Source organism: Paracoccus sp. SY, assembly GCF_002901215.1.
GTDB classification, from domain to species: domain Bacteria; phylum Pseudomonadota; class Alphaproteobacteria; order Rhodobacterales; family Rhodobacteraceae; genus Paracoccus; species Paracoccus acridae.
Genome location: NZ_NWMQ01000014.1, coordinates 1 through 21,899 on the forward strand (window position 1 = coordinate 1; position 21,899 = coordinate 21,899).

General features: G+C 66.5%; 21 protein-coding genes and 2 tRNA genes. 8 read left to right on the forward strand and 15 right to left on the reverse strand.

Features of this window, described 5'->3' with window-relative positions:
- Together CK944_RS12145 and betC are read left to right on the forward strand one after the other, a co-directional pair.
- A partial coding sequence (locus CK944_RS12145; protein WP_103173332.1) for a glycine betaine ABC transporter substrate-binding protein occupies positions 1–730 on the forward strand: 730 nt, incomplete at its 5' end.
- A 4-nt stretch (positions 731–734) separates the two neighbouring features.
- On the forward strand, positions 735–2,225 hold the full coding sequence (betC, locus tag CK944_RS12150; protein ID WP_256388123.1) for a choline-sulfatase: 1,491 nt from the start codon (positions 735–737) through the stop codon (positions 2,223–2,225).
- 32 nt (positions 2,226–2,257) lie between these two features.
- Here betC and CK944_RS12155 read toward each other — a convergent pair whose 3' ends face one another.
- The 6 genes from CK944_RS12155 to CK944_RS12180 all read right to left on the reverse strand — a co-directional run bounded on the left by CK944_RS12155 (position 2,258) and on the right by CK944_RS12180 (position 5,508).
- Positions 2,258–2,671 carry a DUF2852 domain-containing protein gene (locus CK944_RS12155; RefSeq protein ID WP_103173333.1) on the reverse strand — a complete coding sequence of 138 codons (414 nt, stop codon included), beginning with the start codon at positions 2,669–2,671 and terminating at the stop codon, positions 2,258–2,260.
- 80 nt (positions 2,672–2,751) lie between these two features.
- Entirely contained in the window at positions 2,752–3,366 is a 615-nt protein-coding gene (locus tag CK944_RS12160) for a TetR/AcrR family transcriptional regulator (RefSeq protein ID WP_103173334.1), read from the reverse strand.
- Positions 3,367–3,645: an HPr family phosphocarrier protein gene (locus tag CK944_RS12165; protein WP_103173335.1), complete on the reverse strand. Its 279-nt coding sequence runs from the start codon at positions 3,643–3,645 to the stop codon at positions 3,367–3,369.
- On the reverse strand, positions 3,642–4,064 hold the full coding sequence (locus CK944_RS12170) for a PTS sugar transporter subunit IIA (RefSeq protein ID WP_103173336.1): 423 nt from the start codon (positions 4,062–4,064) through the stop codon (positions 3,642–3,644). The genes CK944_RS12165 and CK944_RS12170 overlap by 4 nt, the downstream gene beginning before the upstream one ends.
- Positions 4,061–5,035: an RNase adapter RapZ gene (gene rapZ / locus CK944_RS12175; protein ID WP_229665135.1), complete on the reverse strand. Its 975-nt coding sequence runs from the start codon at positions 5,033–5,035 to the stop codon at positions 4,061–4,063. Before rapZ ends, CK944_RS12170 begins: the two co-directional genes overlap by 4 nt.
- A gap of 62 nt (positions 5,036–5,097) precedes the next feature.
- Positions 5,098–5,508 (reverse strand): HPr kinase/phosphorylase, encoded by a 411-nt coding sequence (locus CK944_RS12180; protein WP_103173338.1) that lies wholly within the window; start codon positions 5,506–5,508, stop codon positions 5,098–5,100.
- Between the two features lie 201 nt (positions 5,509–5,709).
- Here CK944_RS12180 and CK944_RS12185 point away from each other — a divergent pair, with 201 nt between their 5' ends.
- The gene (locus tag CK944_RS12185) at positions 5,710–7,305 is read left to right on the forward strand and encodes a phosphoenolpyruvate carboxykinase (protein ID WP_103173339.1); all 1,596 of its coding nucleotides are present in this window, start codon (positions 5,710–5,712) and stop codon (positions 7,303–7,305) included.
- A 127-nt stretch (positions 7,306–7,432) separates the two neighbouring features.
- Here the strand turns inward: CK944_RS12185 and CK944_RS12190 are convergent, their stop codons facing one another.
- The 4 genes from CK944_RS12190 to CK944_RS12205 form a co-directional block, all read right to left on the reverse strand.
- Positions 7,433–9,412, reverse strand: coding sequence for a PhoX family phosphatase (locus tag CK944_RS12190; protein WP_103173340.1), 1,980 nt, complete (start codon positions 9,410–9,412; stop codon positions 7,433–7,435).
- Positions 9,413–9,547: 135 nt separating this feature from the next.
- Positions 9,548–10,474 (reverse strand): ornithine carbamoyltransferase, encoded by a 927-nt coding sequence (argF, locus tag CK944_RS12195; RefSeq protein WP_103173341.1) that lies wholly within the window; start codon positions 10,472–10,474, stop codon positions 9,548–9,550.
- A 187-nt stretch (positions 10,475–10,661) separates the two neighbouring features.
- Positions 10,662–11,828 carry an aspartate aminotransferase family protein gene (locus tag CK944_RS12200; RefSeq protein ID WP_103173342.1) on the reverse strand — a complete coding sequence of 389 codons (1,167 nt, stop codon included), beginning with the start codon at positions 11,826–11,828 and terminating at the stop codon, positions 10,662–10,664.
- A gap of 141 nt (positions 11,829–11,969) precedes the next feature.
- Complete coding sequence (locus tag CK944_RS12205) at positions 11,970–12,788, reverse strand: ABC transporter permease (protein WP_229665128.1); 819 nt, start codon at positions 12,786–12,788, stop codon at positions 11,970–11,972.
- Between the two features lie 117 nt (positions 12,789–12,905).
- On the opposite strand from CK944_RS12205, the gene CK944_RS12210 reads away from it, so the two are divergent.
- A complete protein-coding gene (locus CK944_RS12210; RefSeq protein WP_103173343.1) occupies positions 12,906–13,514 on the forward strand; it encodes a GcrA family cell cycle regulator in 609 nt (202 codons plus the stop codon).
- Between the two features lie 27 nt (positions 13,515–13,541).
- A complete protein-coding gene (locus tag CK944_RS12215; protein WP_103173344.1) occupies positions 13,542–13,883 on the forward strand; it encodes an MliC family protein in 342 nt (113 codons plus the stop codon).
- Here the strand turns inward: CK944_RS12215 and nudC are convergent.
- Positions 13,880–14,827 (reverse strand): NAD(+) diphosphatase, encoded by a 948-nt coding sequence (nudC, locus tag CK944_RS12220; RefSeq protein ID WP_103173417.1) that lies wholly within the window; start codon positions 14,825–14,827, stop codon positions 13,880–13,882. The genes CK944_RS12215 and nudC overlap by 4 nt on opposite strands.
- A gap of 57 nt (positions 14,828–14,884) precedes the next feature.
- Positions 14,885–15,535 carry a hypothetical protein gene (locus CK944_RS23750; RefSeq protein WP_103173345.1) on the reverse strand — a complete coding sequence of 217 codons (651 nt, stop codon included), beginning with the start codon at positions 15,533–15,535 and terminating at the stop codon, positions 14,885–14,887.
- Between the two features lie 140 nt (positions 15,536–15,675).
- On the opposite strand from CK944_RS23750, the gene metG reads away from it, so the two are divergent.
- From metG to CK944_RS12240, 3 genes are all read left to right on the forward strand, one after another.
- Positions 15,676–17,394, forward strand: coding sequence for a methionine--tRNA ligase (gene metG / locus CK944_RS12230; protein WP_103173346.1), 1,719 nt, complete (start codon positions 15,676–15,678; stop codon positions 17,392–17,394).
- A 74-nt stretch (positions 17,395–17,468) separates the two neighbouring features.
- Positions 17,469–18,389, forward strand: a complete 921-nt coding sequence (gene rocF / locus CK944_RS12235) for an arginase (RefSeq protein WP_103173347.1) — start codon at positions 17,469–17,471, stop codon at positions 18,387–18,389.
- 56 nt (positions 18,390–18,445) lie between these two features.
- Positions 18,446–18,530: transfer RNA gene (locus tag CK944_RS12240), tRNA-Leu, on the forward strand.
- 62 nt (positions 18,531–18,592) lie between these two features.
- On the opposite strand, the gene CK944_RS12245 is transcribed toward CK944_RS12240, so the two are convergent.
- The 3 genes from CK944_RS12245 to CK944_RS12255 all read right to left on the reverse strand — a co-directional run bounded on the left by CK944_RS12245 (position 18,593) and on the right by CK944_RS12255 (position 21,868).
- Positions 18,593–18,668: transfer RNA gene (locus CK944_RS12245), tRNA-Thr, on the reverse strand.
- 85 nt (positions 18,669–18,753) lie between these two features.
- Positions 18,754–20,541, reverse strand: a complete 1,788-nt coding sequence (locus CK944_RS12250) for a heme biosynthesis HemY N-terminal domain-containing protein (protein ID WP_103173348.1) — start codon at positions 20,539–20,541, stop codon at positions 18,754–18,756.
- A gap of 10 nt (positions 20,542–20,551) precedes the next feature.
- Entirely contained in the window at positions 20,552–21,868 is a 1,317-nt protein-coding gene (locus CK944_RS12255; protein WP_103173349.1) for a COG4223 family protein, read from the reverse strand.
- Positions 21,869–21,899: the final 31 nt, after the last annotated feature.

The window sequence follows — 21,899 nt, forward strand, 5'->3', positions numbered from 1 at the left end:
CTATGAGGCGCTGAAGGGCGGCCAGACCGATGTGTTCCTGGGCAACTGGATGCCCGCGCAGCAGAAGTTCCGCGACGACCTGGATGCGGCAGGCACCATCGACGTGCTGGCGCAGAACCTGGAAGGCGCCAAGTTCACCCTGGCCGTCAACAAGGCCGGCGCCGATGCGGGGGTCAAGGATTTCGCCGATCTGGATGCGCAAAAGGACGCCTTCGGCGGCAAGATCTATGGCATCGAACCTGGCGCGCCCGCGAACCAGTCGATCCAGTCGATGATCGACGCGGACGAATTCGGCTTGGGCGACTGGGAACTGGTGGAATCCGGTGAACAGGCGATGCTGGCGCAGGTCACGCGCAGCGGCGACAGCCCCGTGGTGTTCCTGGCCTGGGCGCCGCATCCGATGAACGAAGCCATCGACATCACCTATCTGTCGGGCGGCGATGCGCAGTTCGGGCCGGACTTCGGCGGGGCCACCGTCCATACCCTGGCGCGCAAGGAATGGGTCGCGGCCTGCCCCAATGCCGCCAAGCTGTTCAGCCAGTTGGTCTTCGACGTGCCGATGGAAAACGTCCTGATGGGCAAGATCCTGGACGACGGCATGGACGCCAGGGACGCCGCAAGGGAATGGCTGGCCGAGAACCCCGAGGCTGCGGACGCATGGTTGGAGGGCGTGACCACGCTGGACGGCCAGCCGGGCGCGGATGCGGTGAAGGCGGCAATTGCCGGATAAGACCGTGAAGCCGAATATCCTGATCCTGATGGTGGACCAGCTGTCGGGGGTGCTTTTCCCCGACGGCCCGGCGCCTTTCCTGCATACGCCCAACCTGAAGCGTCTGGCCGAACGGTCCACGCGTTTCGCCAACACCTATACCGGCAGCCCGCTTTGCGCACCCGCGCGCGCCAGCTTCATGTCGGGGCAGTTGCCGCGGCGGACGCGGGTCTATGACAATGCGGCGGAATTCGCGTCAGACATCCCGACCTATGCCCATCACCTGCGGCGGGGCGGATACCAGACCAGCCTGTCGGGCAAGATGCATTTCGTGGGCCCCGACCAGCTTCACGGCTTCGAGGAACGGCTGACCACCGACATCTATCCCGCCGATTTCGGCTGGACCCCCGATTACCGCCGCCCTGGCGAACGGATCGACTGGTGGTATCACAACCTGGGTTCCGTCACGGGCGCAGGGGTGGCCGAGATCACCAACCAGTATGAATACGACGACGAGGTGGCCTTCAACGCCTGCCGCAAGCTTTACGACCTGTCGCGGGGCAAGGACGACCGGCCCTGGTGCCTGACGGTCAGCTTCACCCATCCCCATGACCCCTTCGTCGCGCGCCGCAAATACTGGGACCTGTACGAGGGCATCCCGGAACTGGAACCGCCTGCGGCCATCGCCTATGACGACATGGACCCGCATTCGCGTCGCCTGATGGATGCCTGCGACTGGCGCGCCTTTGACATCACGGACGATCATGTTCGCCGGGCGCGGCAAGGCTATTTCGCCAATATCACCTATGTGGACGAAAAGATCGGCGAGATCCTGGACGTGCTGGACCGCACCCGGCAGGAGGCCATCGTCCTGTTCCTGTCCGACCACGGAGAGATGCTGGGCGAACGCGGCATGTGGTTCAAGATGAACTTCTTCGAACCGTCCAGCCGCGTGCCGCTGATGATTTCGGCCCCCGGCATGGCGCCGGGGCGTGTGGACCAGCCGGTCAGCACCATCGACGTCCTGCCGACGCTTTGCGACCTGGCGGGGCTGTCGATGGACGAGATCGCGCCCTGGACGGATGGTCATTCGCTGGCCCGCGGCGCAGAGCGGGGGCCGGTGCCGATGGAATATGCGGCCGAGGGCAGCGTGGCGCCGATGGTGGCGATCCGCGACGGACGGTGGAAATACATCGCCTGCGCGGCTGACCCCGAGATGCTGTTCGACCTGGAAACCGACCCCGAGGAACGCGACAACGTCGCGGGCGATCCCGGCCATGCGGTGCCCCTGGCCCATCTGCGCGTCCTGGCGATGCAGCAATGGGATCTGGACGCCTATGACGCCGAGGTGCGCCAGTCCCAGGCCCGCCGCTGGATCGTCTATGAGGCGCTGCGCAACGGGGCCTATTACCCTTGGGACCATCAGCCGCTGCAACTGGCCTCGGAACGCTACATGCGCAACCACATGGACCTGAACGTGCTGGAGGAAAGCCAGCGCTTCCCGCGGGGGGAATAGCAAAAGGGCCGGTCATCCCGGCCCTTCCTTCGTCACGCGCCCTGCTGGGCGTCGTTCTTTTCGCCGCGGTTCTGCATGAACTGGTCGAATTCGGCCTTGTCCTTGGCCTCGCGCAGCTTTTCGAGGAAGTCCACGAATTCGCGGTGCTCGTCCTCAAGGCGTTTCAGCGTTTCCTCGCGATAGGCGTCAAAGGCGCTGTTGCCCGTGGCAGGGGCGTAATAGCGGGCCGATACCCGGCGATTGCTGCAACCGAACATGCGTTTGCTCCAGATCATATAGGCCAGAAGGGCAAGGCCAAGCGGCCAGAAGAAGACGAAGCCAAGGATCATGGCGATGATCCAGGCGGGCTTGCCGCGGGCATCCAGCCAGTCGCGGGCGCGGATCAGCGGGCCTTGGACACGCGACGGCACGGAATAGGCGGGCATTCGATATGATGCGCTGTGCATCCGGGAACCTCCCATGTTAATGTTAATCACATTTACATAAGTAGGCGGCACCAAGGTTCCGTCAAGCGGAGGGGCGAAAATTATTCGCCGATCAAACCAAGCCCCCGCAGATAGATGATCGCGCCGCTTTCCAGCATCTCGGACGCGCCGATGGAACTGCGCCCGCCGGGCTTGCCGCGCAAGAACAACTCGACCACCCCATGGCTGAGCGCCCAGATGTGATTGGCCACCATCCGGGCGGGCGGGCGGCGGTCGGGCGGCAGGCGTTCGGCCATGCTTTCGGCCGCGCGGATCAGCGCCCGCTGCGCCCGGTCCGAGGCGGCGGCAAGATCGGCGTTGCCGGCGATCGAGATCCCGGATTCGAACATCGCCATGTAATAGCCCGGCTGTTCGGCCGCGAAGTCCAGATAGGCCTGCCCCATCCGCATGAAGGCCGTCAGGGGGCGCGGCCTGCCTTCGTCGAAGGCCTGTTCCAGCCGAGTGCCGAAATCGACGAAGCCTTGCCGGGCCACTTCCTCCAACAGGTCGTCGCGGCCTTTGAAATGGCGATAAGGCGCGGCTGGGGACACGCCCGCCCGGCGCGCGGCCTCGGTCAGGGTAAAGGCCAGGGGGCCGGTTTCCTGGATCAGCACAGCCGTTGCATCCACCAGGGCCTGGCGCAGGTTGCCGTGGTGATAGGTCTTGCGGTCGGGCACCTACATGCCTTCGCCGAAGTAATCCGCCACCAGGGCTTCAAGCGCGTCGGCCAGGGGCAAGGCGTCCGGGCCGCTGGTCGTCACCGTGATCTGGCTGCCGCGCGGCGCGGTCAGCATCAGAAGGCCCATGATGGAATCCCCCGACACGCACATGCCGTCCTTTTCGACCTGTGCCTGCGCGTCGAAGCGTTCGACCAGATCGACGAATTTGGCACTGGCCCGCGCGTGAAGGCCCTTTTCGTTTATGATGGCAAGCCGGCGGGTGATCGGTCCGGTCATCCGAAGCGCGGTCCTGTGTCGAAGACCGCCTCGACGGGAACATTATAGGAATTGATGTACTTGCGCCCCGCCTCCTTGGCGAAGGCCACCGCGTCAGGCACCGGCAGGTGACGCGACTTGGCCAGCTTGACCAGCATGGGCAGGTTCGCACCGTACAGGATGGTGCGGTCGCGCACGGCGCAGGCGGGCAGCGACAGGTTCGACGGCGATCCCCCGAACAGGTCCGTCACCACAACCACGCCGCTGCCGTCGTCAACGGCATTGGCGGCCGCCTGGATTTCGGCCGTCTTGGCGGCGCGGTCGTGATCGTCCTCGATCGCGACGGCTGCAATGCCGCTTTGCGGTCCCACCACATGTTCGACCGCCAGAAGATATTCCCTGGCCAGGCCGCCATGCGCCACGATCACGATTCCAATCAACGCGTTCCACCACGTTCAACAGCGCGCAGCCGACCCGCCTCTTGCGCGCTGCCTGCGGCATCGCCCAAGACCGGCGGCGTCGGATTGCGACGCTCGAGTTCCCTATGCCTTATTGACACCGGCCAACCGGCCTTCGCAAGCGCCTGTGCCACCTTTTCAGCCAAAGTGACGGAACGGTGTTGTCCGCCGGTGCAGCCGAATCCGACCGCCAGATGGGACTTTCCCTCCTCGACATAGGCCGGAAGCAGAAACAGGATCATCTCGCACACCCGATCCAGGAAGTCGGCGAATCGCGAGTCGCTTGCCACATGGTCCTGCACCGCCGCGTCGCGCCCGGTCAGGGGGCGCAGCGCGGGTTCCCAATGCGGGTTTGTCAGGAAGCGGCAATCGAACATCATGTCGATGCCCCGCGGCACCCCCCGCTTGTAGCTGAAGGAATGCAGGGACACGCTGAGCCTGCGGTTCGGGCGAATGTCGAACCACCGCGTCAGTTCCGCCTTGAGGTCGTGGGGCGACAGATCCGAGGTATCGACAAGAACATCAGCCCGGACACGGATGGGGGACAGAAGGTCGATTTCCGCCATGACGCCTGCCGCGGGCGCGCTGTCGGGCGACAGCGGATGACGCCGCCGGGTTTCGTTATAGCGGCGTTCCAACACCTCGGGCGCGCAGTCCAGGAACAGCACCTCGGGGGCGTAGCGCGGATCGCGGGTCAGCCGGTCGATCAGCTCGATCAGGTTGCTGGCGGAAAAATCCCGGTTACGCACGTCCAGCCCCAAGGCCAGCGGCTCGGGCCGGCTTGGCCCGTCCAGAAGGCGCGGGATCAGCGACAAGGGCAGGTTGTCGATGGCCTCGAACCCCAGATCCTCCAGCACGTTGATCGCCGTGGACCGTCCAGCGCCGGATGGCCCAGTGACCAGAACCAGCCGTTGCACCCCCTCATCGGATACCGAAGGAAGTTCAACGGGCATAGTGGTGGGATCGTCACCCAGATCGATCATCTTTCCTGCCTGCAAGGGATACAGATCGTTCGTCACAGGACGCGGCCGCCCAGCAAAAGCTGCCGCAGTGCAGCGTAAAGATGCGGTCGATAGGGGCCGGTGACAAGGGGCACGGCCACCCCCAGCACATCATAGCTGCGCGACTGTGGCAGGCGATCATCAGGCCCGGCGCCAAGATCGACCACCTGTGCGACCCGGACCGGCCCGGCAGCGTCCGCCGCCAGGATGCCGATCCCCCGTGCCTCGATCCGCCCCGACAAGGCGGGCGGGCAACTGGCAATGACATCAGCCCCGTCGCGGCGCAGGTCGGTCCTGTCGTCGGCGACCAGCGAAGCGCCCACCGCCAGCAGTTCCAGCGCCAGTGTCGACTTGCCTGCGCCAGAAGGCCCCAGGATCATCAGGCCGGCATTGCGGATGGATACCGTGGTCGCATGAAGCTGCATTCCGAATCACCCCCTGATCCCATCATCGGCAGATTTCGCTAATACAGGGTTGAGAAGCAGCGCATCTTGTCCCTGTTGGCGATAACATTGTCTGTTTCCGCTAACTATTCGCGCCAACTTCTTTTTCGCGCTTCGGCCCATGCTATAGCCGCCCCATAATGCTTCACGAAAGTGTCGCATGCCATCGCATGAGGAGAGACCATGTCCAGCCGCGTAAACCCGAACTGCAAGCTTGAGGATCAGGGAATCGAGGGCCTCGGCCGGGTTTACTACAACCTGCTGGAGCCGGCGCTGATGACCGAGGCGGTGGCCCGCGGCGAAGGCAAGCTGGGCCTGGGCGGCACCTTCCTGGTCTCCACCGGCGCGCATACCGGGCGTTCGCCCAAGGACAAGTTCGTGGTCCGCAGCCCCGAGGTCGAGGACACGATCTGGTGGGAAAACAACAAGCCCATGTCGCCGGAGGCCTTCGATCGCCTGCACGCCGACATGCTGGCCCATATGAAGGGCCGCGACTATTTCGTGCAGGATCTGTTCGGCGGCGCGGATGCCGACAACCGCCTGGACGTGCGCGTGGTGACCGAACTGGCCTGGCACGGGCTGTTCATCCGCCACCTGCTGCGGCGCCCCGATGCCAGCGAATTGGCAAGCTTCGCGCCCGAATTCACCATCATCAACTGCCCCAGCTTCAAGGCCGATCCCGAACGCCACGGCTGCCGCAGCGAAACGGTGATCGCGCTGAACTTCGCCAAGAAGCTGATCCTGATCGGCAACACGGCCTATGCGGGCGAGAACAAGAAATCGGTCTTCACGCTGCTGAACTATCTGCTGCCGGAAAAGGGCATCATGCCGATGCATTGTTCGGCCAACCACGCCATCGGCAATCCCGACGACAGCGCCGTCTTCTTCGGCCTGTCCGGCACCGGCAAGACCACGCTGTCGGCCGACCCCTCGCGCGTGCTGATCGGCGATGACGAACATGGCTGGTCGGACAAGGGCATCTTCAACTTCGAGGGCGGCTGCTACGCCAAGACCATCAACCTGTCGCCCAAGGCCGAACCCGAGATCTATGCCACCTGCTCTCGCTTCGGCACGGTGATCGAGAACATGGTCTTCGACCCGGAAACGCTGGAACTGGATTTCGACGACAACTCGATCACCGACAACATGCGCTGCGCCTATCCGCTGGAGGCCATCGGCAACGCGTCGGATACCAGCCTGGGCGGGCATCCGAAGAACGTGATCATGCTGACCTGCGACGCCTATGGCGTGCTGCCGCCCATCGCGCGGCTGACGCCTGCGCAGGCGATGTATCACTTCCTGTCGGGCTTCACCTCCAAGACGCCGGGGACCGAGGTGGGTATCGTGGAGCCGATCCCGACTTTCTCGACCTGCTTCGGCGCGCCCTTCATGCCGCGCCGCCCCGAGGTTTATGGCAAGCTGCTGCAGGAAAAGATCGCCCAGCACGGCGCAAGCTGCTGGTTGGTCAATACCGGCTGGACCGGCGGAGCCTTCGGCACCGGCAAGCGGATGCCCATCGCCGCAACCCGCGCCCTGCTGGCGGCCGCACTGGACGGCAGCCTGAACGACGTGCAGTTCCGCAAGGATCCGAACTTCGGCTTCGAGGTTCCGGTCAGCGTGCCGGGCGTCGAGGAGAAGCTGCTGGATCCGCGACAGACCTGGGCCGATCCCGCCGCCTATGACAAGCAGGCCGCCAAGTTGGTGCAGATGTTCAGCGACAACTTCGCGCAATATCTGGAAGCCATCGACGACGAGGTTCGCGCGGCGGCCATCGGCTGAGATCGCTCATCCAAAATTCAAAGGCCGCGCAGATAGCGCGGCCTTTTTCTTTTGGTACGTAGGGTGCGTGCTTGCACGCACCGACTGCGCAAGAACCGTGGTGCGTGCAAGCACGCACCCTGCGGGATCACCCGATCCGGCCGCCGCCCTGTCTGGTGATCGCCACCACGGCCGGGCGCACGGGCATGGCATCGTCGAAATCCGGCCAGCGGGTGGAAAGATCCTCGTAATAGGACGGGCGGCCATGGCCTTCCCAGTCCTCGCCGCCGTCGCCCGGATGCTGGACGGCCACGAAGAAGGTGGTCATGTCCTCGGTGATGCAGGGGCCGCACAATTCGGCGCCCACCGGCACGCGATAGAACAGCCGCGATGTGCCGCGCGCCGCGCCCTCGGTGTCCAGGGCCCAGAGCCCGTCCGTGCGCCCCGTATCGGCCATCGAGTTGCCGTCGGTCGAAACCCAGAGCCGCCCTTCCGCATCCACGGCGGCGTTGTCGGGCATCCCGAACCAGCCATCCACCGTGGTTTCGGTCGAAAAGGTGGCCCCCACCTCGGCAATCGAGGGATCGCCGCATTTCACCAGGATTTCCCAGGTGCCGCTGGTCGCGGTGAAGTCGCCGTCCTGCTCGATGATCTCGATGATATGGCCGAAGGCGTTGTCAACGCGCGGATTGGCGGCATTGGCTTCCTCGCGCTTGGTGTTGTTGGTCAGCATGACATAGGCGCGGCCCGTCAGCGGGTTCGGCTGGATGTCCTCGGGGCGGTCCATCGGGGTCGCTTCCAGCAGGTCGGCGGCGCGGCGAGTCTCGATCAGGACATCGGCCTGGGTCGCAAAGCCGTTGGCGGCGGTCAGCGGGCCTTCGCCTTGCACCAGCGGCAGCCATTCCACCCGCCCGCCCTCATCGAAGCGCGCGACATAAAGCGTGCCTTCGTCCAGCAGGTCCATGTTGGCGGCGCGGTCCTCAGGGTTGTACTTGCCCGCCGTGACGAACTTGTAAACGTAATCGAAGCGTTCGTCGTCGCCCAGGTAGAAGACCACGCGGCCGTCCTTGGCCACCACGCTTTCCGCGCCCTCGTGCTTGAAGCGGCCAAGGGCGGTGCGCTTTTTCGGGGTCGAGTTCGGGTCCATCACGTCCACCTCGACGATCCAGCCGAAGCGGTTGGCCTCGTTGGGATCCTTGGACACGTCGAAGCGGTCGTGGAACCTGCCCCAGGCATAGGTCGAATCCGGGATGCCCAGGCGTTCGTAATTCGCGGCCTCGGCATGGCCTTCGGGAAGCGTGCCGGTGAAATAACCGTGGATGTTTTCCTCGGCCATGATGTAGGTGCCCCAGGGGGTCACGCCGCCCGCGCAGTTGTTGATCGTGCCCAGCACGGCGCGTCCCGTCGGATCGGCTACGGTCTGCAGGCGGGCATGGCCCGCGGCGGGGCCGGTCAGTTCCATCGGAGTCTTGGCGGTGATGCGGCGGTTCAGCGCCCCGTCCAGCACCGGCTGCCATTTGCCGTCAACCTTGCGGATCTCGATGATCGTGCCGCCATGGGCCGCCATCTCGATGTTCACGCGGGCCTCGTCGGCCTCGGACACTTCGATCTCGCCGTCCTTGATGGTGACGATGCCGGGGAACATCAGGTGTTCGTTGGTGTATTCGTGGTTCACGACCAGCAACCCGCGATCATCCGCCCCATCCAACGGGATGAAGCCCACGAAATCGTTGTTGTATCCGAACTGGCGTTCCTGCGCGGCCTCGGACTGGTTCAGCGGGTCGAAATCCGGGGCGTCGGCGAACACCTTGTCGCCCCAGCGCAGCAGCACATCGGCGTCATAGCCCTCGGCCACATGGTGATCGGCATCGACGCCTGCGGTGACTTCGGGGAAGTTGAAGGCCGAGGCCGGGGCAGCCTGCGCATCGGTCGCCGACAGCAGCGCCATCGGGCTGACCGTGGCCGAGATCGCCGTCACCGCCATGGAGCCTTTCAGGAAACCCCGGCGGGAAAAGCGGGCCGCGATGATCTCGCCCATGGTGCGGCTGGCGGTGGGATTGAGGCCGGGGCCGTCGGCCTCCTCCAGCTTGCTGGTGCGAAAGATGTTGCGGGTTTGCTGGTCACGCATCGCGCTCTCCTGGCTGTCGTTGAGGCCACGGGGCCTGTCGGGCAGCGATTAGGGGGGCGGTGCGACAGGGATGCGTCAGGTTTGTGAAGCTTTGACGAAAACGCCCGCCGGATGGCGGGCGTCCGGCGGGTCCGTTCAGACGCCCAGGCACCAGCGCATCACCGCCTTCTGGGCGTGCAGGCGGTTCTCGGCCTCGTCCCAGATGACCGAATGGGGGCCGTCCATCACCGCGCTTGTCACCTCGTCCTCGCGGTGGGCGGGCAGGCAGTGCATGAACAGGCTGTCGGGCTTGGCCTTCGCCATCAGCGATTCATTGACCTGATAGCCGCGCAGTTGGTTGTGGCGGCGTTCCTTGGCCGATTGGGGATCGTGCATCGACACCCAGGTATCGGCCATGACCAGGTCCGCGCCCTCGACCGCCTGGGCCGGGTCGCGCACGATCTCGGCCCGGACGCCCTGGGCGCGGGCGAACTCCAGGGCATCGCGTTCGGGGTCGAGCGGCGGGGGGCCGCTGAAGGTGAAGTCGTAGCCGAACTGGCCCGCGCCATGGATCACGCTCGCGCAGACATTGTTGCCGTCGCCGACCCAGACCACCTTGCGGCCGGCGATGGGGCCGCGATGTTCCTCGAAGGTCATCACGTCGGCCATGATCTGGCAGGGATGGGTGCGGTTGGTCAGGCCGTTGATGACCGGGACGGTGGCATGTTCCGCCATTTCCAGAAGGGTCGCTTCCTCGAAGGTGCGGATCATGATGAGGTCCACATAGCGCGACAGCACGCGGGCGGTGTCGGCGATGGTCTCGCCATGGCCCAGCTGCATTTCGCTGCCCGACAGGACCATCGTCTGCCCGCCCATCTGGCGCACGCCCACGTCGAAGCTGACGCGGGTGCGGGTCGAGGGTTTTTCGAAGATCAGCGCGACCATGCGGCCGGCCAGCGGCTGTTCGTCGTCGGGCGTGCCCTTGGGGCGGTTGTTGCGGGCGGTCTTCATGGCAAGGGCCTGGTCGATGATCGACCGCAGATCCGCCTTGTCGGTGGTGTGGATGTCCAGAAAATGCTTCATCTTTGTGGCTTTCGCGATTTGGGCAAGGAAGCCCGCTTGGCGTGACCGGGTCAAGAGGGGGCGCTGCCCCCACGCGCGTGCCGCGCGTTCCCCCGGGATATTTGAGCAACGAAGAAGCGGTTATCGTCGGCGCGTCAGCAGGCGGCAGGGATGATCCCCGCCGCCAGTGCCATGCAGGGGCGCAAGGTCACGCAAGGCTTGCCGCCGCGCGGTCGAGCCGCGCCACCGCCTCGGCGATCTCGTCATCGGTGATGTTCAGGGGCGGCAGCAGGCGCAGGGTATTGTCGGCCGCCGGCACGGTCAGCAGGTGCTGCGCGTATCCCGCCTTGACCACATCCGTGGGCGCGACCTTGCATTTCAGGCCCAGCATCAGGCCCTGGCCGCGCACGGCTTCGAAGACATCGGGATGGGCGGCGACCAGGCCTTCCAGCCTTTGGCGGAACAGGGCGGCCTTGCGGTTCACCTCGGCCAGGAAGGCGTCGTTGGCCACGATCTCCATCACGCGGGCACCCACCGCGCAGGCCAGCGGGTTGCCGCCATAGGTGGAGCCATGCGTGCCCGCGACCATGCCGGCGGCGGCCTTTTCGGTGGCAAGGACGGCACCCAGCGGGAAGCCGCCGCCGATGCCTTTGGCGACCATCATGATGTCCGGCGCGATGCCTGCATATTCGTGGGCGAACAGGCGGCCGGTGCGTCCCATGCCGCATTGCACCTCGTCCAGCACCAGCAGCGCGCCGTATTGGTCGCACAGCGCGCGGATGTCCCGCAGGTCGGCGTCGGGCAGCGGGCGGATGCCGCCTTCGCCCTGCACGGGCTCCAGCATGACGGCGGCGGTCCTGTCGCTGATGGCGGACCGAAGCGCGTCCAGATCGCCCCAGGGCAGCGTGCGGAAGCCGGGCATCAGGGGGCCGAAGCCCTTGGTCATCTTTTCCGACCCCGAGGCCGCGATGGCCCCGGTGGACCGGCCGTGGAAGGCGCCCTCGAAGGTCAGGATCTCGATGCGGTCCTGGTCCCGGTCGTGCCAGTACTTGCGGACCATCTTGATCGCCAGTTCCGCGGCCTCGGTCCCGGAATTGGTGATGAAGGCCGTGTCGGCGAAGGTGTGTTCGACCAGCAGGTCGGCCAGCCTTTCCTGCTGCGGGATCTGGTAAAGGTTCGAGACATGCCAGATCTTCCCCGCCTGTTCGGTCAGCGCGGCCACCAGGTCGGGGTTCGTATGGCCCAGCACGTTCACCGCGATCCCCGAGCCCAGGTCCAAGTATCGGCTGCCGTCCGTGGCGATGGCCCAAGCCCCTTCGCCCTTTTCAAAGGCGATGGGTGCGCGGTTATAGGTCGGCAGGACGTGCGAAATCATTGGGGACTCCCCGATTGGCAGGACGGAATGTGAGGGCAGGCGGGATCGGACGGTGACGGGGCGTCAACGTCGGGGACGGGCAAGAATGGCGGTCCGCGTGATCATGGCTTCGGCCATAGCGCCGATTCGCGCATCGCGCAATCACGCTTTCATCCGATAGCCGGTTTTGAGCCAGCGCCATGCCAGCCACAGGATCAGCGCCACGACGACGGTGCATATGACCAGACCGCGCCCGACCGGCGCGTCGCTGACCCCGGTGACGCCAAAGCGCGCGCCGTCGATCAGGTAGAAGACCGGGTTCCAGTGCGACAGCGTGCGGAAGGGTTCGGGCAGGGCCTGGACGGAATAGAAGGTGCCCGACAGGAAGGATAGCGGTGTGATAATGAAATTGCTGATCGCGGCCATCTGGTCGAATTTCTGTGCCAGCACCCCGGCCAGGATCCCCAGGCCCCCCAGCATCAGCGCGGCCAGCAGGACAAAGGTCAGCGCCCACAGGGGATGGGCCACCCCCTGCCCCGTGACCAGCACCATGCCCGTGCCGATCACCAGACCCACCAGTCCTGCGCGGGCCACGGAACCTGCCAGATAGCCCGCCAGCAATTCCCCCGCCGACAGGGGCGGCATCAGCGTGTCCACGATATTGCCCTGCACCTTGGCCGAGGTGATCGAGCTTGAGGTGTTGGCGAAGGCGTTCTGGATCACCGTCATCATCAGGATGCCCGGCCCCAGGAAGACCAGATAGGGCAGGCCCATCACCTGCCCCCGGCCCTGCCCCATGGCCAGGGCGAAGATCAGCACGAACAGCGCCGCCGTCATCAGGGGCGCAAAGATCGTCTGCTGCCAGACGGCCATGAAGCGCATCACCTCTCGGGTGGCGAGGGTGCGCAGGCCCAGCCAGTTGACGCGGCCGAAGCGGCGCACGCCCATGGCGGGGGTGTCGGTGCGGATCGTAGAGGGCATCAGGCGGTCCTTGAATTTCTGCGCATCGGCGGCTAAATCTCGGCATCCCGTTTCTGACGGGGGCAATCGCAGGTTTCAAGATGGGGCGGCGGACGACACCCGCCCGGAAAGGCAATCATGTCCTGGACGGATGAACGCGTCGAGACGCTGAAGCGCATGTGGTCCGAAGGCCAGTCGGCAAGTGCCATCGCCAAGGAACTGGGCGGCGTGACGCGCAACGCGGTCATCGGCAAGGTCCATCGCCTTGGGCTGTCTAACCGCAACGATGAACCCGAGGCCGCCCCTGCGCCTGCCCCCGAACCCGTGGCGGACAAGAAGATCGACCGCAAGCCCGCGCCTGCCGCCGAACCCGCCCGTCCCGAACCCCAGCCCGAAGTCGCGGCCGTCCCGGCCGACCCTGCCCCGGAAGAACCCGTGTCCCAGCCTGTCTTTACCCCCGTTCCGCGCCGCCCGATCGTGCCGGCGGGCCAGCCCCTGCCGCCCCAGCCTTCGGCCAACGAGATCAGCCCCGAGACGCTGGCCTCGGTCCGCGAGGTGGAAAAGCGCGCCCGCAAGCTGACCCTGATGGAACTGACCGAACGCACCTGCAAATGGCCGATCGGCGATCCCGCGACGGAAAAGTTCTGGTTCTGCGGCCTGCCCAGCCAAGCGGGGAAGCCTTACTGCGAGGCCCATGTCAGCGTGGCCTTCCAGCCGATGAGCTCGCGTCGCGACCGGCGGCGTTAAGGGTCCGGCATACGGGGTTCGCGTCCGATGCGCCTGTCCTGCCTCACCCTTGCCGCAACGGCCGCCCTGGCCGGTCCCGGCCAGTCGCAGACCACGCTGACCCTGCCGCTGGACGGGGCGACGCTGAACGACACCACCTATTTCTGCAATAGCGGCGCCGTGGTCGAGGTGCGTTATCTGAACGCCGGGCCGAACAGCCTGGCGCTGCTGCCCATCAAGGGCGAACAGCGGATCTTCGTCGGCGTGATCGCCGCGTCCGGCGCCCGGTATGTTTCGGGCGAATACGAATGGTGGTCCAAGGGCCGCGACGCCAGCCTGACCAACGCCTTGGACCCCGCCGATACCCAATCCTGCGTCGAGACGGACTAACGGACGTCCAGCCGGTCTTCCACCCAGGCCCGCAGGATCGTCTGGGCAATGGCGCCCTTGCGGGCGGGGCGGATGCGGGAATGCCGTCCTGCAAGCGCCTCGGCCACCTCGGCCCTGCCGATCCACATCGCGTCCTCCAGTTCGCCTGGATCAAGGGTGATGTCGCGCGTTTCCGCCCGCGCCAAGCATCCGATCATCAGCGAGGCCGGGAACGGCCAGGGCTGGGACGTCAGATAGCGCACATCGCCCACGCCGATCCCTGATTCCTCGTGCACTTCGCGGCGGACCGCTTCCTCGATCGTCTCGCCCGGCTCGACGAAGCCCGCCAGAAGCGAATACATCCCCTCGTCCCAGCCGGATTGACGGCCAAGCAGGACGCGGTCGCCGTCCAGCACCAGCATGATCACCACCGGGTCGGTGCGCGGAAAATGCGGCCGCCCGCAGGCGGGGCAATCGAAGCGCCAGCCCGCATGGGCGACCGTGTTGCGTGCGCCGCAATTCGAACAGAAGCCGTGGCTGCGGCGCCATTCGAAAATCCCCTTGGCGGGGGCGGCAATGGCGGCATCGCGGTGATCCAGGTCGCCCAGGATGGCACGCAGATCGGCAAAGCGTTGCAAGGGCGCCAGGGACAGGCAGGCTGCGGGATCACCGTCGGGCGGCACCAGGCCGGACACATCAACCGCGAAATGCGCAGTTCCCCTATCGTCCAGGCCAAGGAACAGCGCGCCCTCCGCCTGGCCCGACACCCTTGCGTCGTCGGCGGCCAGCCAGACCAGCCGCGGCCCCAGCCCATTTTCCTGGAACAAGGGCTTGCCCTGCCAGAAGGGCAGGACACGGCTGGCGGGATCGGCCAGGTAACGCGCCATGGTCCCGGCATCGCCCCGCAGCCGGTCCGCGCGGTCAAGATAGCTGCCACCAAAGGTGATTTCGGATTCGTCGATCATGGCCGCGACGCTGCACCGGCGCGGGCGCCGCGACAAGGCCCCTTCGCGACAGGACGTTCAGTCCCGACGTTCCCAGCCGATCCGGTGGCCCATGACCACGGCCATCACCAATGCCATCGAGGCGACAAGTTCCAGCATCTCCTCGATCCTGGAGGCGCGGACAACGGTCTCGGCGCCGATCTCGTGATTGATCGCGGACAGTTTTCGCCCGATCCCGTCCAGGCTTTTCGACACGATCACGGTGACGCCCGCCAGCAGGACCAGCCAACTGTCCGGCCGCCCTTGCCGCAGCCCGCGGACGAAGGGGGGAACGGTCCGGGCGGTCAGCCGCCAGGCACAGACCAGGATCAGCGCGATCACCGCCGCCCCTGCGATCTTCTCGGCCAGGGGCGCAGGACCGGAATAAAGCCGCAGTTGCAGCACCCCTTCGGTCGTCAGCGCCTTGTCCATGTCGAATTCGCGCAAGAACATCAGGACCAGGATCACCGGCAGGTGCCACTGGCTGCGCCGCATGCCGGGGGGCATCACGGCGACCAGCAGCACGGCGGCGGCCAGATAATAGACGCCCGACAGGAACTCGATCGTGTGACCCTCGTCGAAGATCTGGGCGATGGTGTCGTGCAGCAGCAAGTCCACCCCCAGCATCAGGACAAGGGCTGCCAGCATCAGCGACAGCGCCGTCGCGGGTTGAAAATCACTGTGGCGCAAGGATGGCTCCGGTTCTGGCGGCTGGCACGAAGGGGCGACCTTAAGGGCCGGGGACAGGGGGATCAAGCAGGCGGCGAAATGCTGGTCTTCCCCTTCGGGCGTCTATAGATACGGGGCCGATCAGATTCACAGGAACCGGAATGGCCCGCCACCTCATCACCTCCGCCCTGCCCTATATCAACGGCATCAAGCACCTGGGCAACCTTGTCGGGTCGCAACTGCCGGCCGACCTTTACGCCCGCTTCCTGCGGGCGCGCGGACACGAGGTGATGTTCATCTGCGCCACCGACGAACACGGCACCCCCGCCGAACTGGCCGCCGCCAAGACGGGCGAACCCGTGGCCGAATACTGCGCGCGGATGCACGGGGTGCAGGCGGAACTGGCGCGGGGCTTCGGGCTGTCCTTCGACCATTACGGCCGGTCTTCCAGCCCGCAGAACCACGCGCTGACCCAGCATTTCGCGGGCAGGCTGGCCGAGAACGGTTATATCGCCGAGGTCAGCGAAAAGCAGGTCTATTCGGTCGATGACGGCCGCTTCCTGCCCGACCGCTATATCGAGGGCACCTGCCCCAATTGCGGCTATGACAAGGCCCGCGGCGACCAGTGCGAGAATTGCACCAAACAGCTTGATCCGACCGACCTGATCGACCCGCGCAGCGCCATTTCCGGCAGCACCAACCTGGAGGTGCGCGAAACCAAGCACCTTTATCTGCGCCAGTCCGCCCTGAAGGACCAGATCAGCGACTGGATCGACAGCAAGACCGACTGGCCGATCCTGACGACCTCGATCGCGCGCAAATGGCTGGACGACGGTGAAGGCTTGCAGGACCGGGGCATCACCCGCGACCTGCACTGGGGCGTGCCCGTGCGGCGCGGCGACCAGCCCTGGCCGGGGATGGAGGGCAAGGTCTTCTATGTCTGGTTCGACGCCCCCATCGAATATATCGCCGCCACCGCCGAATGGGCGGATGCGCATGGCAAGTCCGACGCCGACTGGCGCCGCTGGTGGCGCCGCGACGAAGGGGCGGATGACGTGACCTATACCCAGTTCATGGGCAAGGACAACGTCCCCTTCCACACCCTGTCCTTCCCCGCCACGCTGATCGGGTCCGGCGAGCCGTGGCGCATGGTCGATTACATCAAGTCCTTCAACTACCTGACCTATGACGGCGGGCAGTTCAGCACGTCGCAGGGGCGCGGCGTCTTCATGGACCATGCGCTGGAAATCCTGCCCGCCGATTACTGGCGGTGGTGGCTTTTGTCCCACGCGCCGGAATCCGGGGACAGCGAATTCACCTGGGAAAATTTCCAGCAGTCCGTGAACAAGGACCTGGCCGATGTGCTGGGCAACTTCGTCAGCCGCATCACCAAGTTCTGCCGGTCCAAGTTCGGCGAGACGGTGCCCGAGGGCGGCACCTACGGCCCCGAGGAAACCGCCCTGGTCGAGGCGCTGACCGCGCGCATCCGCGCCTATGAAGGCTTCATGGCCGCGATGGAGGTCCGAAAGTCCGCGTCCGAGTTGCGCGCGATCTGGGTCCTGGGCAACGAATACCTGCAATCGGCAGCCCCCTGGTCCACCCACAAGACCGACGCGGACAAGGCGGCGATGCAGGTGCGCCTGGGCCTGAACCTGATCCGGCTTTATGCCGTCCTGTCCGCGCCCTTCATCCCCTTCGCGTCCCGCGCGATGCTGGAGGCGATGGGAACGGGCGACGGCGCCTGGCCCGACGACGTGTCGGCGGCGCTGACCGCCCTGCCGGCGGGCCATGCCTTCACCGTGCCGGATGTCATGTTCGCCAAGATCACCGACGAACAGCGCGCCGAATGGGTCGAGCGTTTCAAGGGCGTGCGCCAGTAACGCCGCGTGGCGGTGGACATTCCCACCCCGCCTGCGTTTATTCGGGATGACCATCCCAGGACGAAAGGCACGGCATGACCCATTGCATCCTGATCGGTGCGCCCCTTGACGAAGGCCAGCGTCGCCCCGGCTGCCTGATGGGACCGGCCGCCTATCGCGTGGCGGGGCTGGCGGGCACCCTCACGGCCTTGGGTCACACGGTCCGGGACATGGGCGATGTCCAGCCGGAACCGGCGCCCCAGGTGACTTGCGCCAATCCCGCCGTGCATCACCTGCCAGAGATGATCGCCTGGACGCAAGCGCTGCAAGAAGCGGTGGCCCAGGCGCTGCCCGAGGGATTGCCGATCATCATGGGGGGCGATCACGCCCTGGCCCTGGGCACCGTGGCGGGGGCGGCAATCCATGCGCAGCGGCAGGGACGGCCGTTGTTCGTGCTGTGGCTGGACGCCCACAGCGACATCCACACGGTCCAGACGACGACCTCGGGCAACCTGCACGGCACGCCGATCGCCTATGCCCTGGGTCTGCCGGGCTTCGATCCGTTTCCGCCCTTCCCGCATCCCGTGCCCGGCGAAAACATCTGCATGTTCGGCATCCGAAGCGTCGATCCCGCCGAACATGCCACGATGCTGTCCGTCGATATCACCGTGAACGACATGCGGGTTCTGGACGAACAGGGGATCGTCGCGCCCCTGCGCGCCTTCCTGGACCGGGTCAGGGCGGCGGGCGGGATGCTGCATGTCTCGCTGGACGTGGACTTCCTCGACCCCTCGATCGCGCCTGCGGTGGGCACGACCGTTCCCGGCGGCACCACCTTCCGCGAAGCGCATCTGGTGATGGAACTGCTGCACGAATCCGGCCTTGTCACCTCGCTGGACCTGGTGGAACTGAACCCGTTTCTGGACGAACGCGGCCGCACGGCCAAGCTGATGGTCGATCTGGTGGGCAGCCTGATGGGCCGCAAGGTCTTCGACCGCCCCACCCGCAGCTTCTAGGGCCGCAACTTCCGGCCCTTGCCATTCCCCGTCCCGCCCGCTAGCGAATTCAAGGCGCGGGCGTGGCGGAATGGTAGACGCATGGGACTTAAACTCCCTGGAGCATCGCTCGTGCGGGTTCAAGTCCCGCCGCCCGCACCATCCTTGCAGGTCCTGAATGCAGAAACGGCCAGCCCCAAGGGGACTGGCCGTTTCTGGATCCGTGGTGCCGGTGAAGGGACTCGAACCCCCGACCCCATCATTACGAATGACGTGCTCTACCAGCTGAGCTACACCGGCATCTGGTGACGCGCCCGATATCAGGTTCCCCGGCGGGGGGAAAGGGGGCGCGGCACATTTTCTGCACGCCCCCCAAGGATATCGGTCACGGGCGCGCCTTGCCCTCGGTCCAGTCGGCATCCTCGGGCGGCAGAACGTCCGGGCGGACCAGGACGGGTTCGGGACGCTCATCCCTGTCGAAAGGCCGCTCGGGGGCGGGCTTGGCTGTTGCCTGGGGGGACGCCTGCGGCGCCGGCATGGGCTGCACCTCGACCTTGACGGGCTCCGGCATCACGGGCGCCGGCTCGGGGGTTGTGACGGTGCTGACGGGCTCGATCGTCACATAGTCGCTTTCACGCGGCACCATTCCGGGGGCCACATCCGCAACCTCGGTCCGGCGGATCTTCGGCGCATCGGACCTGGGCTTCGCAGCCGGGGGCGGCGACACCTCGGGCACGGGATCGGCAAGGGCCCCGTCTTCCGCCCTGTCAGACCTGCCGGGCTGGGGTTTCGGGCCGCCGACCAGCAGGGGCAGCATCTCGGCGCCCTTGGTCGCGGTGGCGACGGCCTGGGCCTTGTCGGGTTCCCGCCAGGTCAGCGTGTCGAAACCACCGCAGCTGTCGCAGACCGGCGCCCAGTCGGACATCACGTTGTGGCACTTGTCGCAGACCCATTGCGGGCCGCGCGACGCGGTCAACGCGCGTGCCAGATAGCCGCGGACGACGCTGTCGTCGGCCCCTTCGCCACGCTCCACCGCCGCCATGATGGACAGGGTCCGCACGGTCGGGTGCTTTTCCGCCAGATCGCCAAGCGCACGGCGGGCGCCGGGGAAATCCTCGGCCGCCAGCAGCAGTTCGGCCCGCAGCAGGCGCGATTCCTCGTCATTGGGGTTCTTGGCGATCAGCCGTTCAAAGCGCGTCAGCCGGGCCGCCGGAGTCTCGTCCGGCACGATCTCGGCATAGGCCGCCGCGACATCGGGATGCGGGCGCACCGACCAGGTCTTTTCCAGCACGCGCGAGGCGTTGCGGTAATCCTTTTGCGCGACATAGCTGCGCGCGGCCAGCACCGCCGCCGGGATCAGGTCAGGGGATGCCTTGTTGGCCGAAATCGCGGCCTCTCGTGCGCTGATCGAATTGCCCTCGGCCAGGACCTCGCTGGCTTCCTGAAGCGCCAGAACGGCGTCGCGGCGGATATGCACGTCCTTGGGCAACTCGCCCTGCTTGCGCTTTTCCTTCAGCAACTGCCGCGCGCCCTTCCAGTCATGCTCGCGCATTTCCAGATCCAGCAGCGTGTCCTGCAATTCGCGGTGCCTGGGCTTCAGGGCATAGGCCTTTTGCGCCAGCAAAAGCGCGGTCGCGGTGTCGCCTTCGTCGATCTTCTGGCGCATCAACCCGCGGATGCCGACAAACCGCGTGCGGTCGTCCTCCAGCAGGGTGCGATAGACCTGGCCCGCCCGGGCCTTGTCCCCCGCCACCTCGGCCGCCTGGGCGGACAGAAGGTTGGTGATATGGGGCATGTTCAGGTATTTCTCGGCCTTGGCGGCCTTGTCCTGGGCCAGCTTGCCTTCGCCTGAGGCGACCGCCAGCATCCCCTCGCCCAGGGCGGCATAGCCCTTGCGTTCGCGCGACCGCGCGAAATAGCGGTCGATGGCGGTTTCGTCGCCCGCCAGGAACCGGATGAAGGCCAAAAACAGGCCCAGGGCCTTGAAGACCAGCCAGGCCAGGACCATCAGCACCAGCAGCGCCACGACCGCCTTGACGGGGGTCAGCGCGTATTCGGTGCCGGCATATTCCAGGCGCAGCATCTGCCCCGTTTCCGACAGGCGCATGGCGCCCAGGGAAACAAGCAGCACGACGGCAAAGAAGAACAGGATTTTCAACAGGGACAGCAGCATTGCCCGGACCTCAGTTTGCAGGGGCGGACAGGTCGGACAAAGCCGCCTGCGCATCGCGATAGGCGGTGGCCCCGGCCAGCCATTCGGCCATGGCGGTGGCGGTCTTGCCCGGTTCCGGCAGCGCCTCGATCTCTGTCACGGCATCGCCGATGCGGCCTTCCTCGACCGCCGCGTCGGCGCGCGACAGGATCGCATCGGGGTCCGTGCCCTCTTTCGGCTCGACCGAACGGGCGCCGGTCTGGGCGCGGATGAAGTTTCCGAACAGGCTGCCATTGCCCGCCGCGCTGTCCTGGCGCAGGGATGCGCGCAGGGCCGCCCGCGCCGCTTCCGGGAAGGACGCCTGCAGGCTGTCCAGGCTGGGAACCTCGCGCGTCAGCGCCTCGGGGGCCTCGATCCCCACGCCTTCCAGGGTCTGGCGCGCCTCGTCCGGGGTCACGCCCCGGTCAAGGGCGGCTTGCAGCGCGGCGACGGCGGCAACGGCTTCGGCCCGGCGGGTGGTTTCGGCGGCCGCTTCCTGCAACTGCTGCGCCTCGGCCTGGGCTGCGTTGATCTGGGCCTGCGCGGCTTGGGCTGCGGTCTGAAGCTGCTGCTCCAGCGTGTCGGCCTGCTCGGCCAGGGTCTGCACGCGCGCGGCAAGATCGGGGTCGATCTGCGGGCGGCTGGCAAGGTCCTGGATCTGCGCGGCCTGGGCCTCGACCTGCTGGCGCAGCGCGGCCAGATCCTCGACCGTGGGCCCGGCGGGCGCGTCCGCAGCCGCGGGTGCCTGGGCCATTTCGGCGCGCAGGGCGTCGATCTGTTCCGCCGTCGCGGCCTGGGCGGCGGCCACAGCCTCGTTGCGGATGGCGGCGACGTCGATGTCGGGGGCCACCTGCGCGACAGCCTGGGTGTCGGGCTGTTCGGGCAGCCAGCCTGCGGGCAGGTGCGGCAGCGCCCAGATGGTCGCGGCCGATCCCAGCCCCGCGGCAACGACCCCGCCCAGGAACACGGGCCAGAAGCCGGTCTTCTGCACGGTCACCTTCTGCGACGGGGCAGCGGGCGGGACCGAGGCCGAAGCGGGGGTCGAGGCCGAGGCGGTCGCAGAGGCAGGGGCAATCGCCGAGACCGGGGCATCGCGCATGGCCGCTTCCGCCGGGGTATCAGCGGGCGCATCCTTGGCCTTGGCCTTTGTCTTGCGCGCGGCGGGGGGATGCTGGTCCGTCCCGTCGCCCAGCAGGGTGGATTCCACCGGCCTGATGTCGGTCGCTGCCCCCAGGGCGGCGGCAGGTTCGCCAGCGGCGATATCGGTCTGGGCGATGATGCCCGGTTCGGCCGGATTCTTCTTCGGCACCGGGGGTGGCGTGTCCTGCGCAGTCTCGGAT